The sequence below is a fragment of the Actinomyces ihuae genome (assembly GCF_001457875.1).
Lineage (GTDB): Bacteria > Actinomycetota > Actinomycetes > Actinomycetales > Actinomycetaceae > Pauljensenia > Pauljensenia radingae_A.
On the sequence record NZ_CZPX01000005.1, the window covers coordinates 769,469 to 783,373 of the forward strand.

Consider the following 13,905-nt stretch of genomic DNA (forward strand, 5'->3'; position numbering starts at 1 on the left):
ACCCAAAAGGAGAAACATCATGGCAACTATTGGTTTAGACAAGCTCTACTACGCGAGCATTAGCGAAGATCCCACTAGCGGTGAGGAAACTTATGCCGTTCCTAAACCGCTGGCTAAAGCAATATCTGCAGAATTGTCTGTGGAGGTGGCTGAGGCAATTTTGTATGCCGATGACGGGGCATCCGAGATTGTCAAGGAATTCAAATCTGGAACGCTCACTCTTGGGGTTGATGATCTCGGGGCTGAGGCTGCAGCTGCCTTAACTGGTGCGAGACTGGACGCGAACGGGGTACTTATCAGTACTTCTGAGGATGGTGGCGCACCCGTGGCTATTGGTTTTAGAGCTGCACGCTCTAACGGGAAGTACCAGTATTTTTGGCTTTACCGCGTCAAATTTGCTCTGCCGGGAACCACGCTGGCGACCAAAGCTGATTCGATCACGTTCTCTACCCCGAGTATTGAGGGAACGATTCTGCGGCGTAACAAACCAGACGCTACCGGTAAGCACCCGTGGAAAGCCGAAGTCACCGAAGGAGCCACCGGCGTGAAAGCTGAGACGATCTCCAACTGGTACAGGCAGGTGTATGAGCCTGCCGCTACAACCAGCATTAAACCGACAAACAACTAGAAATGCAGGTAAGCCATGACAGCGAAAACCCAAACCAGCCCGGCCAGCACCTCTTTAAAAAGCGCGACAATCACTATCGCAGGTCAAGAATACGAGCTTGTCCTCACTACCCGTGCGACCCGCCTTATAGCTCAACGTTACGGAGGGCTAGAACATTTAGGTCAAGCCCTGGAAACTAGCGAAGATATGGATAAGTCACTCGGTGACGTAATCTGGCTCATCGCCCTGCTCGCTAACCAGTCCGTACAAATACACAACCTCACCCATCCGGACGATAAGCGCCCAGAGCTGACCGCAGAAGCAGTGGAGTTACTAACTGTGCCTGCAGATTTAGCTGACTACCGAGAGGCTATCGCCCAGGCACTCCAACGCGGCACCCGGCGAGCAATCATGACCGAGACCCCAGACCCAAAAGGGCAAACCAAGAAAAAGGACACTTAATAGATAGTGACGAGGCAATCTTTACCCGCCTGACCTATATCGGGCTCGCCCACCTGGGACTGACCCGCATGCAAATCGAGCTGACCATATTCGGTGAACTATTGGACCTGGTGGATTGCTGGCGTATCGAAACCGGCAGAGCCCAGCCGAAACGCATCTGGTTTATCGACGATATTATTCCTGCTGGGGTTTAGCGATCTAAATGTTTCGTGAGATAACAGGCGAATAGCTGAGGATGGGCGGCGTGCCACTGGTGCCCTGCACCTTGGATCACTTCTAGGTGAGCTGTGGGGATAAGGCCGGCGATTTTGCGGGCTGCAGGCAGGTTTGCTTTATCTTTGCTGCCGCAAACCACAGTTACGGGCATAGATAAAGCTGGAAGCTGCGAAGTAAGGTCTAAATCTTTCAAACTATCGAGCACGCCCACCAGCTCAGGTTTGCTAAGCTGCGGCGGACAGACCCATTTTGTTGGTAGAACTCGCATTAGTGTCTTTTGCAGATTCATCAACAGTTTTGGGGGTTTAGCTTGCGGAGCTGAAACAAACAGTGAGGACACCTTGCCCGGATGGGTGAGCGCGATATTTAAAGCAATCACTGCGCCCAACGATACCCCGACCAGGTGCACTGGTTCGGTCAGCGAGTTAGCAATCTGGGCGCATACGTCTTCAAGCAACCAAGAAGCCAGCGGCGGTTTCGTTGTCAAAACGTCTAGAGATATGCACTCGGTTTGTGGCAGCTGTTTTATTACTGGGTTCCAAACATCACGGGTTTCACCCAACCCGTGCAAGAACACTACCTTTTGCGCATCGCTCATTTACGCAGCGCGAAAAAACCTGCAACCAGGCTAGTTATCAGAAAACCAGCAGCATTTCCGATAGCGGTGACCGGTGAAATCACGTGCGTGAACCCGAAAATAGCAAAACAGATAGCTGCAAATAATAGCCCAACGGCTACCAGCATTAACCAGTTACGCACTCGCGCATTGTTCTTTGCCATATATGCCCTTTCGCTTTTACGTGTTCGTTCACTGATTATCCCATAACTGTCGTTACCGGAAAGAAAGGTAAACACTCATGGCTGATTCGTCTTTTGGTTTGAAGATTGGACTTGAGGGTGAGCGGGAGTTTAAGCGCGCGATCACGGATATTAATCGTGAGATGCGGGTTTTGGGATCCGAGATGAAGTTGGTGGCTTCTCAGTTCGATAGGAACGATAAGTCCGCTTCAGCGCTTACGGCTCGTAACCAGGTTTTAGGCAAAGAGATTGAGGCTCAAAAGTCGAAGATTGAGACCCTGCGCGCCGCACTCGAAAACTCCGCCACGAGCTTTGGTGAGAACGATAGCCGGACGAAGAATTGGCAGATCCAGCTCAACAACGCAGGCGCTGAACTCAACCGGCTTGAAGGCGAACTCAAATCGAATAATGACGCCCTGTCGGATTTCGGGGACGAGGCTGACGGTGCCGGTGACGATGCCAAGGGCGCGGCAAAGGACGCAGGACGTCTTGAGGGCGCGGTGGATGATCTCGGGGACGAGATGGACACCACCAGCTCCAAGACCCGCATTTTCGGCGACGTGTTGAAAGCCAACCTCGCCTCCGAAGCCATCATTGCCGGGGTCAAGGGTATCGGGCATGCGATCGCCAGTATTGGGCGCGGCATGGCCGGAGCCTTGAAGGAAGGCGTGGAATACAACGCCCGCATGGAGCAATACACCACCTCGTTTACCACGATGCTGGGTGATCAAGCCAAGGCTCAGAAACTGGTCAATGACCTGAAGGTTGAGGCGGCGAAGACTCCGTTTGGTATGGAGGACCTCGCGGGCAACATGCAGACCCTCCTGAGCTTCGGAATGAGCCTTGAGGATGCGAAAAAGCACCTGAACGAAATCGGCGATATCTCCCAAGGTGATGCGGTGAAGATGGAGTCGCTAACGCTCGCCTTCGCCCAAATGTCTTCGACTGGCAAGTTGACTGGTCAGGACTTGCTGCAGATGATCAACGCCGGCTTCAACCCCCTGGAGGAAATCTCGCGTAAGACTGGCAAGTCGATTGGTGAACTGAAAGAGGATATGGCGAAGGGCGCGATCAGCGCTGATATGGTCGCTGACGCATTCGCCAGTGCTACTGCTGAAGGCGGGCGTTTCTACGGGGCTATGGACGCCCAATCCAAGACCTTTAGCGGCCAGTTGGCGACGATGCAGGATGGGGTGGAAAATCTCAAGGGGTTGTTGGCTGGTGGTCTGTCGGAGGCGTTGGCGGGTTCGGTGTTGCCGATGGTCAACGGGTGGATCGACGAACTGACCGCAGCGTTTGAAGAAGGCGGAACACCCGCACTCATCGACACCCTCGGCCAAGTCTTACAGGAAGCCCTCGCATTTATTGCTGAGCAGCTACCGATGGTGGTCGAGACCGGCATGTCCATCCTCACCGCCCTGTTAGAGGGCATCATCGAAGTCCTCCCACAAGTGGCCGAGACGGCGGTGACGCTGATTATCGCGCTGGTGGAGGCGATCATTGAGGCGTTGCCGTCTTTGTTGGAGGCGGCGATTCAGATCATCGCAACCCTGGTTGCTGGTATCGGCGAAGCACTACCGGAACTGGTTCCTGCGGCGGTGGAAATGCTCGTCGCCCTCGTCCAAGGGCTCGTCGATAACCTGCCATTGCTTCTTGATGCGGCGTTGCAGCTCATCACCGGACTTGCCGAAGGTCTCATCGCATCAATCCCCGTGATTATTGAAGCCCTCCCGCAGGTCGTCACCGGGATTGTCACGTTCCTTGTGGGCGCGATCCCGCAGCTCATCGAAGCAGGAATCCAGCTGCTGACCGCGTTGATTGGGGCGTTGCCACAGATCATCACAGCAATCGTCGCAGCACTCCCGCAGATTATTACTGCGATCGTCAGCGGCGTGGTGGGTGCGATCCCGCAGCTCATCGACGCAGGCATTCAACTGCTGACGGCGTTGATTGGGGCGTTGCCACAGATCATTACAACGATTGTGGCCGCGTTGCCGCAGATTATCGCAAGTATTGTGTCGGCGATTGGTGGGGCTATCCCGCAACTCGTCCAAGCAGGCATCCAACTCTTGACGGCACTCGTGCGGGCGTTACCCCAGATCATTTCCACGATCGTCGCAGCAATCCCGCAGATCATTACCGGCATCGTCTCGGCCGTTGGCCAGGGCATGTGGCAGATGGCGGAGGCGGGCAAAAACCTCGTCTACGGCCTGTGGAACGGAATCCAATCCCTGGCGGGGTGGTTGTGGAATTCGGTCTCGAACTGGGCAAGCGGGATTTGGGACTCCATCACTGGCTTCTTCGGCATCCACTCACCGTCTCGCAAGATGGCCTGGGCAGGACGGATGCTCGTCGAAGGCCTCGCAGGCTCCATCAAAATCGATGGCAACAAGGCTGTCACTGCTGCCACTGGTTTGGCTAGGGACACGATGGACGCCTTCAGCGAGCTTGAAGACGGACTTCATGTACCGATCGACGCAGTGGCAGACCTGCAGGTACCTGCCGTTGACCTCACCCCACAACCCATAGCTATCAATCGCGATACGAGTGGCGGTGCTGATAGTGAGCGTGTGGATGTCGCGAGCATCGTCGATGCCACAGCAAAGCGCATCCTGTCTTCGCTGGAAATTAGCGTGACGTTGTCGGATGGGACGCTGGTCGGCAAACTCGCACCCGCTCTCGACAAACAACTTGCTCGTCTTGATCGGCGGCAGACCGTGATGGCAGGAGGCTACTAATGTATGGGTTCACCTTGAACGACACGGTGACCTCTACGTCGCTTGGTCTGCGCTTGACCGCCCCGGTTGCGATACCCGCCGCCGTCCGTGCGGTGAACGATATCGAGATCGAAGGCCGCGCCGGAACCCTGACCAGGTTTATAGGCTGGGAGGACACCGAACTCGAGCTTGAACTCGCGGTGCCTATCCGTGACGGGCTCCACCAATACCGGAAAGCCGCCCATGAGCTGACGGGCGCTTCGACGATTGCGTTGACTGCCGAGCCTGGTGTTTACCGCAAGGTTAAGCACTGCAAAGTGAGCGAACTGCGCCGGGAGCTGTCGGGGTGGGGGTTCTTCACCGCACGCCTGACCTGCCAGCCCTTCACTTACCTGACCGAGGGTTTGAAGCCGTTAATAATGTCGGAGTCGGGGACGATCACCAACCCTGGCCTACTTGATGCGGATCCGATCATCACTGTTACAGGCACGGGCATGCTCTCGTTGACGGTGAACAAAACGGTACATCAGGTGAATTCGCCAGCAGGCTCCGTCACGCTCGACAGCGCGCGTCTCGTCGCACACGCCCACGGGAAAGTCCAGACCGATGCGCTCAGTGAAGCCTTCCCAGTTTTGAAGCCTGGGGTCAATCGGATCACGCTCGGCGCTGGTATCTCGAAGATCGTGATCACGCCGAACTGGCGCAACCCCTAACACCCAACTCACGCAAGTTCCGATGGTCATCCCTTCGTGGGGTGGCCACTGTTGTCTTTGGAAGGCCTCTCATGATTACGGTTCACGACCGCACCGCCACGACATTCACCACCACCGGGCTAGGAGTCTTGGATCGGGAGATCATCAACCCGATCGTGACTGAAGAACTAGGTGGCGAATTCTCCTTGACCTTCACCTACCCAGCAGATGGACCTGCAGCCACGCACCTCGTACTTGAGAACATTGTGGCAGCGCCCGTGCCAGGGTTGGAGCAACGTCAGGGTTTCCGGATTAGCGAGGTCGTCACCACGATCGAAGGTTTGCTGGAAGTAACGGCGTTTCATGTCTTCTATGATCTGGCGGCGAACCTCATCGCCGACACCTACGTGGTCAACAAAACCGCGAAAGGCGCACTCACTCAAATCCTTGGCGCGGCAAACACTAAGCACGGGTTTACTGCTACCTCGTCGGATACGGTGACTAGGTCTTCGGCGCGGTTGGTGCGCATGCCCATCGCCCAAGCTCTGATGGATGCGGGCGAGGACAACACGTTCGCTGCGCGTTGGGGCGGTGAGATCACCCGGGACAACTGGCACATTCACCACGGGCCCATGCGTGGAGCCAACCACGGGGTGGTCATCCGTGACCGCAAGAACCTCACTGGCTTCGAATCGGCTATCGATTTTTCGACGGTGGTGACACGGATTCTCCCGGTCGGCTACGACGGCCTACTCTTGCCTGAACTCTATGTGGATTCGCCGAAGTTGGGCGATTATGTGGTGCCGCGTATCCGCGTCATCCGCTACGGACAAGTCAAAGCCATTACTGATAAAGACAACCCGCGTGAAGGCGAGCTTCCGCTCGACCAAGCCCACGCGCAGTTGCGACGTCTAGCGGCGGCAGAATTCAGCGCCAAGCATGTGGATGAGCCGTCCGCTTCGTACAAGATCCGCTTCACTGACCTTTCACAAACCCGTGAATACGCAGACCTCGCACGGCTAGAAACCGTCGAAATTGGTGACACGGTGACCGTCCGCCACACCGATCTTGGGATTGCGCTCACGGCGCGGGTAGTGGCCTACGAGTACAACCCGCTCACGCTCCAGTACATCTCGGTCGAACTTGGAACCGTAGCTCGGAAGTTCACGTCTGTCACCCGGCAAGTCAAAACCGCCATCAGCACGGCGGTGGCTGCGTCGGATGCGGCAGGGTTCGCGTTGGCTAGTGCGGATGGGAAGAACACCAACCACTACGGCAGGATCCAGCCCGCCAATGCCAGGCTGGGTGACACGTGGTTCCGACAAAACGGCGAAACCACCGAAATCTGGATCTACCGGCTCACCGACACCAGGCAGCCCGGCTGGGTGGCACTCGCTACTGATCTGAACCATGCACAGATCACCGCGGAACTCGACGCCGCCCGCGCAGAGGTCGACCACGCCCTCGCCGCCGCACAAGACGCACAAACCGCCGCCGATGCTGTCGCCACTCAGATGGCTTCGGCGCAGGTGGAGATCGACCAGGCCAAGTCTGCTGCCGCTGGTGCTACCCAGTTGGCGCAGGATGCCCACGACGTTGCGGTTACCTCGGATGGGCGGCTCACGGTTGCCGTTGTTGACCCGAACGTAGCGGACGCGGCTGGCCGACCGGAGGGCGCGCTATGGCAAGTGCGCGTAGACGGCGTGATCGCCCGCCAATACATCCTCACCAACAACCAATGGGAACAAACACCGGTCGGTGCCGCGATGATCGGGTCGAAAGCGATCAGCCAAGCACACATCGCAGACGCCGCCATCGGCACCGCACAAATCGCAGACGCCGCGATCACCGACGCGAAAACCGGGTCGCTCTCGGCCTCGAAGATCACCTCAGACTATTTGGCTGCTGGGCGGATTGCCGCCGGATCGATCACGTCCGACAAGTTGACGATCGCCAACGGATACATCACCAATGCGATGATCAAGGACGCGGCGGTCACGTCGGCGAAGATCGCTGCGCTGGATGCTGGGAAGATCACCACTGGGACGTTGTCGGCGGCTCGGATTGGGGCGCGCTCGATTTCGGCTGACAAGCTCGCGACCAACGCGATCCAAGTGGGCTTGGCCGGATGGAACCAGTCGATCCGTATTTCGCCGACGCAGATCGCGTGGTATAACGGCTCCACCTTGGAAGGGACAATCTCCAGTTCCGGGATGAAATTCTGGTACGGCTCCCGCTACATCGGGGAGATGGCACGCCGTGCCCACAAGGACAAGCCCGACGTGCAAGGCGTCGTCAACCAGGTCGCCTATCAAGGCGACTATGTGGCCTGGACATACCAGACGGTTTCCGGCGGTGGCTACTTCACCTGCCTCACCCTGGATCCGAAGGGACGCTTCTACGGCGAGGCCGGCATTCATCTCGGTGCTGACTTGCGCACCAACGGCTACAAGTTCTACACCACCGGCTCACGCTACGTGACCTTGCAAGACTGCACGCTCACCGGGAAAGGCACCTACGCCGGGTGGGCGTCGAGCAATGGGCTGGCGAAGGTCGTGTTTCACACCTACGACCTGATGGTCGTAACCAACGGGTCGTATTACAACATGACCCGTCTCTTTGATCGCACCAAGGATTTGATGTCGAGGATGAACGCAATCCTCAGCCTGCTCAATCAAGGGTGGATCACATCCATCTCCGGAACCGGCTCGAACATCACGTGGCGGTACTTCTCCAACACAGGCCTGTCGGCCATGTCCACCAACCTCGCATAAGTAAAAGGAAACCCTCATGAAGATCATGCTCGCCAACCACCATTTGCAACCCATCGCCGACCTACTCACCAATATGCCGTTGAAGGCGGCGCAGTCCCGTGCTCGCTCGAAACTCCTCACGCTAGTGAAGGAAGCGATTGCACGGTTCGGGGAAGACGAATACGACCTCGTCACCCAATTCGCAACACTCGACGAGAACGGCCGCCCGATATTCGCCGACGATGGCACGTTCGTCCTCGCCGACCCCGACAAAGCCAGTGAATTCCTCGAAGCCCGCCAGAATCTGCTGACCTCGGTTGCGGAAGTGTCGGGTCCCACCTACGACGGCCACGACAAGGACGTGAAAGCACTTCTTGACGGCTATGAGGGTGAACTGTCTGGCGTGGCGGCGGAAGCCTACGACGTTCTCTACGACGCCATCACCAAGGGTGGCCAATGAAGGCCAAGGAAGAAAAGGACACAGAAATGACCGACGTTTCAGATGATGAGTCAACGTCTAGCGAAGAAGTACAGCTACCCATCGTCCCGATCGAATCCGATGCCACGCCCGCACCACCAGCAGAGGCCATCGAAGCCCAAGAACTCCCAGTGCCACAGGTCGCGTCGATTGATCTGACAGAGCCGATTCTCGAAGTTCTCACTGACCCGACCATGTAGCCCAGTGCTACACCAATTTTTGATGCCTTCACCCCAGATGGGTGTGGGCAATTTTTATGCCCACGAAAGGAATCATTCTCATGTCTCTACACGCCATCTGGCACGCCATCCAAACCGGCATCGCTGGTATTGGTGCGTGGCTCGCCGCTTATCTTGGAGGGCTCGACGGCCTCGTCTATGCGCTGATCGTCTTCGCTATCGCCGACTACATCACCGGGGTGCTGGCCGCCATCAACGAGCGCCGCCTCAGCTCATCCGTCGGTTTTAGGGGTATCAGCCGCAAAATCCTCATCTTCACCCTCGTCGGCCTCGCCCACCTCATCGACGTCCATATTCTCGGAGCACCCGGCGTGCTACGTGCGGCGGTCATCTTCTTCTACCTATCCAACGAAGGCATCTCCCTGGTCGAAAACGCCACCCGCCTCGGCCTACCCGTCCCACCCCAAATGCGTGGGGCGCTCGATGCGATCGCCAACCGCGCCGAAACAAGACCCTCACTGACCGAAACAACCACTGAAAATACAAAGGAGAACCAGTCATGAAGAATTGGCTCGCGCTCGAGGCCGACATCGACCTCATCATGAACACACACTACACACCCGGCCGCAACGGCAGGCGCATCGATAAGGTCATCATCCACCACAACGCCGGAAACCTCACCATTAGGGGCTGCTACGACGTGTGGCAAACCCGTCCAGCTTCCGCCCACTACCAAGTCCAAACCGACGGCACAATCGGCCAGCTCGTATGGGATCGCGACACCGCCTGGCATGCAGGCAACTTTGCCGCCAACACCACCAGTATCGGCATCGAGCATGCGGACGTGAGCTCCAGCCCGTGGGCTGTGTCGGAGGCGTGCCTCGATAACGGAGCACACCTCGTCGCCGCGATCTGCAAGTTCTACGGCCTTGGCCGACCCCAGTGGGGCAAGAACGTCTTCGGGCACAAAAACTTCTCTGCCACGGCTTGCCCGGCATCGTTGGCTGGTTCCCAGCATGCCGCCTACATGTCCCGCGCACAGTCTTGGTATGACCAGATGAGCGGTAGCGCACCAGCACCCGCTCCTGCAGCACCGAACATCGACGCCCTCGCCGACGCGGTGATTCGCGGCGAGTACGGGAACGGGGAGGAGCGTAAGCTCCGCCTCGGAGCCAACTACGCCGCTGTTCAGGCTCGCGTGAACGAGAAGCTCTCTGGCAACGCACCTGCCGCGAAGCCAGCAGGGCCCAACATTGACGCGCTTGCCGACGCCGTGATCCGTGGCGACTATGGCAATGGTGAGGAACGTAAGCGCCGCTTGGGCAACCTCTACGCCGCTGTTCAGGCGCGCGTGAATGCCAAGCTCGGCTACTAACCCCACGTTGCTCCGGCGAAACTTAGCCCCGCTGCTACCCGTCATGGGTGGTGGCGGGGCTTTTCGTCGTTTCATGGACGGATTTAACAATCGGGGGTTTGTCGGCAGTGGGGTGAAGGGAGTGACCCCACTGTGAATGATCTTGATGAACAACGTATCCGCAACCTGCGCACGGCGGGCTGGGGGTATAAAGCGATTGCCGAGTTTTGCGCCCTGACTCGTGACCAGGTCCGCTCGTACTGCACAACCCGAAACCTTGACGCCGCTCCGGTGATGGTCGAGCGCGTGTGTCAGTGGTGTGCCAGCCCTATACAGGGAGGGGCTCGGGCTCGGTTTTGCTCGCCCGCCTGCAGGCATAAAGCGTGGCGGCATCGACAGAAAACCGAGCCTGTGCGCGAGCAGACCTGTACGCACTGCGGACGCCGCTTCGCGATCGTGGACAAACCAGGTCAAAAGTTTTGCTGTCACGCCTGCTATGTGCGTGCTCGCTTTGGCACCAGGGGCGGACGACCATGAACGCTCTCACGGCTCGGGTTGATCAGATGACACAGCCTGACGTGTTCGCCCGAGAACTCGCCTTCATCACGGACTCTCACACGTTGAGCGTGCTGGCGGGGCGGGGCGTGCTCACACCCGCAGAGTATCAGCGTGCTCACCGGTTGTTATGGAAGGCGTGGACGCCGATCTATCAACCACAGATTGTGGGCGAAACGACTGGATAAACACCGCCTTTAGAGCGTGTATAGACCTAACGCGAAAGGAGAAAACGTGGCACACATCAGTGTGGTGACACCAGTTCGGCCGCCGACCCCGAAACTGGTCAACGTGGCGGCATACGCGAGGGTCTCAACCAACGCCGTCGAGCAGTTAGCATCCCTATCGGCGCAGGTTTCGTATTATTCGCGCCTGATCCAGTCCACGCCCGGATGGGCCTATGCGGGCGTGTTCACCGATGAGGGTATTACTGGCACGTCAACGAAATCCCGGCAAGGCCTGGCCGACCTGATGGACACAGCCAGGAGTGGGGTTGTCGATATTGTGTTGTGTAAATCGATCTCACGCCTGGCCCGCAACACTGTCGATCTGCTCGCTACGGTCCGTGAGCTGAAAGACCTGGGCGTGGCCGTGCGATTCGAACGCGAACAGATCGACACCCTTAGCGCTGACGGGGAACTGCTGTTAACCTTGCTGGCCTCGTTCGCCCAAGAAGAATCACGCTCACTATCCCAGAACGTCAAATGGGCGATCCGCAACCGGTACAAGAGCGGGGGCACGAACTCCTTCGTTGTCTATGGATACCAATGGGCAGACTGCCAGTTCACCATCGTCGAAGAAGAAGCCAAGATCGTGCGCTTACTGTTTGCCAATTATCTCGATGGGATCAGCCCGGAGAAAACCGCGACGATGCTCAATGCTGAAGGTAAACGCTCTCGGGGAGGGGGACGGTTCTACGGATCCGTGTTTCGTCGCATGCTCGAAAATGAGCGGTACAAGGGCTGCCAAATGCTACAGAAAATGTACCGCCCCACAATCCAAGCACCCACACGCTCCTTCAACGACGGGGAGCTGCCGCGATACTGGGTCGAGCAAGCCCTCCCAGCGATCATTGATGAGGCGATGTTTGACGCGGTGCAAGCAGAAATCGCGCACAGGCGTGAGGCGGGCCCGGCTGCCACTCCGTCAAAGAACACGGGCGTATTCACCGGGCGGATCTGCTGCGGCGCGTGTGGGAAGAACTATCAACGCAAAACCCGCACCTACAAGTCTGGAACCTCATACAAGTTCTGGCGCTGCTGGAGTGCCTGCACCGGGAACGGCAATCCCTGTAGGGGGCACAACCTGCGCGAAACACTCCTCGAACAAGCCTGCGCAGACATGCTCGGCACCCAGGGTTTCGACCCCGTCCAGGTTGGCGAGCAGATCGTGATGATCGAGGCCTTCGAGCATCAGCTCACCTTCCACCTCGCGGATGGAACCATGACACCAGTGGGGTTAACCAGTGAGGGGAGGCTGGCATGAACCGCACCGTCACCGCGATACCCGCAACAAAGAAACTTGGGAATCTCACAGCCTCATCTGGCGCACCGGCACGCAGGCGGGTCGCCGCCTACGCTCGCGTCTCTACCGAGATGGAAGAACAAACCTCCTCCTACGAGGCTCAGATTGACTACTACACCACCTATATTCGCTCACGTAATGATTGGCAGTTCGCGGGCATGTACTGCGATGAAGGTATTTCTGGCACCTCTATGAAACGTCGCGAAGGTTTCCAAACCATGATCGATGACGCCCTGGCAGGTAAAATCGATCTGATCCTCACCAAGAGTGTGTCCCGGTTTGCTCGCAACACCGTCGACTCGCTCACTACCGTGCGCAAGCTCAAGGATGCAGGTGTCGAGGTCTATTTTCAGAAGGAAAATATTTACACCTTCGACGCCAAAGGCGAGCTATTGATCACGATCATGTCGAGCTTGGCGCAAGAAGAATCCCGCTCGATCTCCGAGAACGTGACCTGGGGGCACAGGAAACGTTTTGCCGATGGGAAAGTCATGGTTCCCTACAAATCCCTACTCGGATACAAGAAAGGCGCGGATGGCAGCCTCGTCATTGACGAGACGCAGGCTCCGGCCGTGCGGTTGATCTACCAGCTTTTCCTTGACGGGATGGCGATCAGTGAGATTAAAACCGAGCTCGCTGCCCGCAAGATTCTCACCCCGCGCGGGAAAGAAGTGTGGTCAACCTCGACAGTGCGCTCCATCCTGTCCAACGAAAAATACAAGGGCGACGCCCTTCTTCAAAAGACGTTCACCACCGATTTCCTTACTAAGAAGATGAAGGTCAACGAGGGTGAAGTGCCCCAATACTACGTAACAGGCAATCACGAGCCAATTATCGAACCGCGCATCTGGGATCAGGTGCAATACGAACTCGCCACCAGGCATGGCAACATATCGTCAGCGAAAGTCGGCTTGTTCTCCACCAGGCTGAAATGTTCTCAGTGTGGGGCGTGGTATGGGCGTAAGACGTGGGCGTCGAACACGAAATACAAATACACAGTATGGCAATGCAACCACAAATACACAGACGAACATCCCTGCAGCAGCGCGACGGTGAAAGACGAGCAGATCAAGGATTCTTTCGTCCAAGCGCTCAATCAACTGATCGCCTGCCGTCCGCAGCAAAGCCAGCTACCGCAGGTGCTTGGCGACATGTTCGATACGAGCAGGTTGGAAGAACAGGCCGCCGCCTGCCAGGCGAAAATCGTGGAGCTGACCGAGCAAATCGAGGCGCTGATTGCGGAAAACCAGCAACGCGCGCTCGACCAGGACGCCTACCAAAACAAGTACACCGAACTCGATACTGCCTACCGTAAGACACTCGCACGTAAAACAAGCCTCGAAGCCGACATCACAGCAAAGACAGCCAAACATGCGGCCGTGACTACAGCCCTCGACGATCTCACGGGCGAACCTGTGAGCGAGTTCCGCCCCTCACAGTGGAGCGCTCTCATCGACCACGCCATCGTAGACGAGGACGGGATCCGGTTCGTGTTCCGCACCGGTGAACAGGTGAGGATTGCCCTGAAAGGGTGATGCTCATATCAGTTGACGTGCACGGTTAGGTACAC

At 57.4% G+C, this 13,905-nt stretch carries 14 protein-coding genes; 12 read left to right on the forward strand and 2 right to left on the reverse strand.

What is annotated here, in order from left to right; translation table 11 throughout:
* Positions 1-19: 19 nt before the first annotated feature.
* Complete coding sequence (locus BN3002_RS08070; protein ID WP_058237411.1) at positions 20-628, forward strand: major tail protein; 609 nt, start codon at positions 20-22, stop codon at positions 626-628.
* A gap of 15 nt (positions 629-643) precedes the next feature.
* Complete coding sequence (locus BN3002_RS08075) at positions 644-1,069, forward strand: polysaccharide deacetylase family protein (RefSeq protein WP_048707950.1); 426 nt, start codon at positions 644-646, stop codon at positions 1,067-1,069.
* 190 nt (positions 1,070-1,259) lie between these two features.
* On the opposite strand, the gene BN3002_RS08080 is transcribed toward BN3002_RS08075, so the two are convergent.
* Both BN3002_RS08080 and BN3002_RS08085 read right to left on the reverse strand, forming a co-directional pair.
* Positions 1,260-1,883, reverse strand: a complete 624-nt coding sequence (locus BN3002_RS08080; RefSeq protein ID WP_048707946.1) for an alpha/beta fold hydrolase — start codon at positions 1,881-1,883, stop codon at positions 1,260-1,262.
* Entirely contained in the window at positions 1,880-2,065 is a 186-nt protein-coding gene (locus BN3002_RS08085; protein WP_048707943.1) for a hypothetical protein, read from the reverse strand. The genes BN3002_RS08080 and BN3002_RS08085 overlap by 4 nt, the downstream gene beginning before the upstream one ends.
* 77 nt (positions 2,066-2,142) lie before the next feature.
* Between BN3002_RS08085 and BN3002_RS08090 the strand changes: the two genes are divergently transcribed.
* From BN3002_RS08090 to BN3002_RS08135, 10 genes are all read left to right on the forward strand, one after another.
* Positions 2,143-4,821: a phage tail protein gene (locus BN3002_RS08090; RefSeq protein WP_058237412.1), complete on the forward strand. Its 2,679-nt coding sequence runs from the start codon at positions 2,143-2,145 to the stop codon at positions 4,819-4,821.
* Positions 4,821-5,513 (forward strand): hypothetical protein, encoded by a 693-nt coding sequence (locus BN3002_RS08095; RefSeq protein ID WP_048707938.1) that lies wholly within the window; start codon positions 4,821-4,823, stop codon positions 5,511-5,513. Before BN3002_RS08090 ends, BN3002_RS08095 begins: the two co-directional genes overlap by 1 nt.
* A gap of 71 nt (positions 5,514-5,584) precedes the next feature.
* Positions 5,585-8,266 carry a phage tail spike protein gene (locus BN3002_RS08100; protein ID WP_058237413.1) on the forward strand — a complete coding sequence of 894 codons (2,682 nt, stop codon included), beginning with the start codon at positions 5,585-5,587 and terminating at the stop codon, positions 8,264-8,266.
* Between the two features lie 16 nt (positions 8,267-8,282).
* Positions 8,283-8,705: a DUF1617 family protein gene (locus BN3002_RS08105; RefSeq protein WP_048707932.1), complete on the forward strand. Its 423-nt coding sequence runs from the start codon at positions 8,283-8,285 to the stop codon at positions 8,703-8,705.
* A 26-nt stretch (positions 8,706-8,731) separates the two neighbouring features.
* Positions 8,732-8,923 carry an acetyl-CoA carboxylase gene (locus BN3002_RS08110; RefSeq protein ID WP_227469296.1) on the forward strand — a complete coding sequence of 64 codons (192 nt, stop codon included), beginning with the start codon at positions 8,732-8,734 and terminating at the stop codon, positions 8,921-8,923.
* An 80-nt stretch (positions 8,924-9,003) separates the two neighbouring features.
* The gene (locus tag BN3002_RS08115; protein WP_048707927.1) at positions 9,004-9,465 is read left to right on the forward strand and encodes a phage holin family protein; all 462 of its coding nucleotides are present in this window, start codon (positions 9,004-9,006) and stop codon (positions 9,463-9,465) included.
* Positions 9,462-10,277 carry an N-acetylmuramoyl-L-alanine amidase gene (locus tag BN3002_RS08120; protein WP_048707924.1) on the forward strand — a complete coding sequence of 272 codons (816 nt, stop codon included), beginning with the start codon at positions 9,462-9,464 and terminating at the stop codon, positions 10,275-10,277. The genes BN3002_RS08115 and BN3002_RS08120 overlap by 4 nt, the downstream gene beginning before the upstream one ends.
* 512 nt (positions 10,278-10,789) lie before the next feature.
* Positions 10,790-10,999, forward strand: a complete 210-nt coding sequence (locus BN3002_RS08125) for a hypothetical protein (protein ID WP_048707921.1) — start codon at positions 10,790-10,792, stop codon at positions 10,997-10,999.
* Positions 11,000-11,045: 46 nt separating this feature from the next.
* Positions 11,046-12,296 (forward strand): recombinase family protein, encoded by a 1,251-nt coding sequence (locus BN3002_RS08130; RefSeq protein WP_048707918.1) that lies wholly within the window; start codon positions 11,046-11,048, stop codon positions 12,294-12,296.
* Positions 12,293-13,870 carry a recombinase family protein gene (locus BN3002_RS08135; protein ID WP_048707915.1) on the forward strand — a complete coding sequence of 526 codons (1,578 nt, stop codon included), beginning with the start codon at positions 12,293-12,295 and terminating at the stop codon, positions 13,868-13,870. Before BN3002_RS08130 ends, BN3002_RS08135 begins: the two co-directional genes overlap by 4 nt.
* Positions 13,871-13,905: the final 35 nt, after the last annotated feature.

Bases quoted from the DNA above. Each gene is read 5' to 3' on its own strand.
- BN3002_RS08070 (WP_058237411.1), top strand. From the start codon at position 20: ATGGCAACTATTGGTTTAGACAAGCTCTACTACGCGAGCATTAGCGAA.
- BN3002_RS08075 (WP_048707950.1), top strand. From the start codon at position 644: ATGACAGCGAAAACCCAAACCAGCCCGGCCAGCACCTCTTTAAAAAGC.
- BN3002_RS08080 (WP_048707946.1), bottom strand. From the start codon at position 1,883: ATGAGCGATGCGCAAAAGGTAGTGTTCTTGCACGGGTTGGGTGAAACC.
- BN3002_RS08085 (WP_048707943.1), bottom strand. From the start codon at position 2,065: ATGGCAAAGAACAATGCGCGAGTGCGTAACTGGTTAATGCTGGTAGCC.
- BN3002_RS08090 (WP_058237412.1), top strand. From the start codon at position 2,143: ATGGCTGATTCGTCTTTTGGTTTGAAGATTGGACTTGAGGGTGAGCGG.
- BN3002_RS08095 (WP_048707938.1), top strand. From the start codon at position 4,821: ATGTATGGGTTCACCTTGAACGACACGGTGACCTCTACGTCGCTTGGT.
- BN3002_RS08100 (WP_058237413.1), top strand. From the start codon at position 5,585: ATGATTACGGTTCACGACCGCACCGCCACGACATTCACCACCACCGGG.
- BN3002_RS08105 (WP_048707932.1), top strand. From the start codon at position 8,283: ATGAAGATCATGCTCGCCAACCACCATTTGCAACCCATCGCCGACCTA.
- BN3002_RS08110 (WP_227469296.1), top strand. From the start codon at position 8,732: ATGACCGACGTTTCAGATGATGAGTCAACGTCTAGCGAAGAAGTACAG.
- BN3002_RS08115 (WP_048707927.1), top strand. From the start codon at position 9,004: ATGTCTCTACACGCCATCTGGCACGCCATCCAAACCGGCATCGCTGGT.
- BN3002_RS08120 (WP_048707924.1), top strand. From the start codon at position 9,462: ATGAAGAATTGGCTCGCGCTCGAGGCCGACATCGACCTCATCATGAAC.
- BN3002_RS08125 (WP_048707921.1), top strand. From the start codon at position 10,790: ATGAACGCTCTCACGGCTCGGGTTGATCAGATGACACAGCCTGACGTG.
- BN3002_RS08135 (WP_048707915.1), top strand. From the start codon at position 12,293: ATGAACCGCACCGTCACCGCGATACCCGCAACAAAGAAACTTGGGAAT.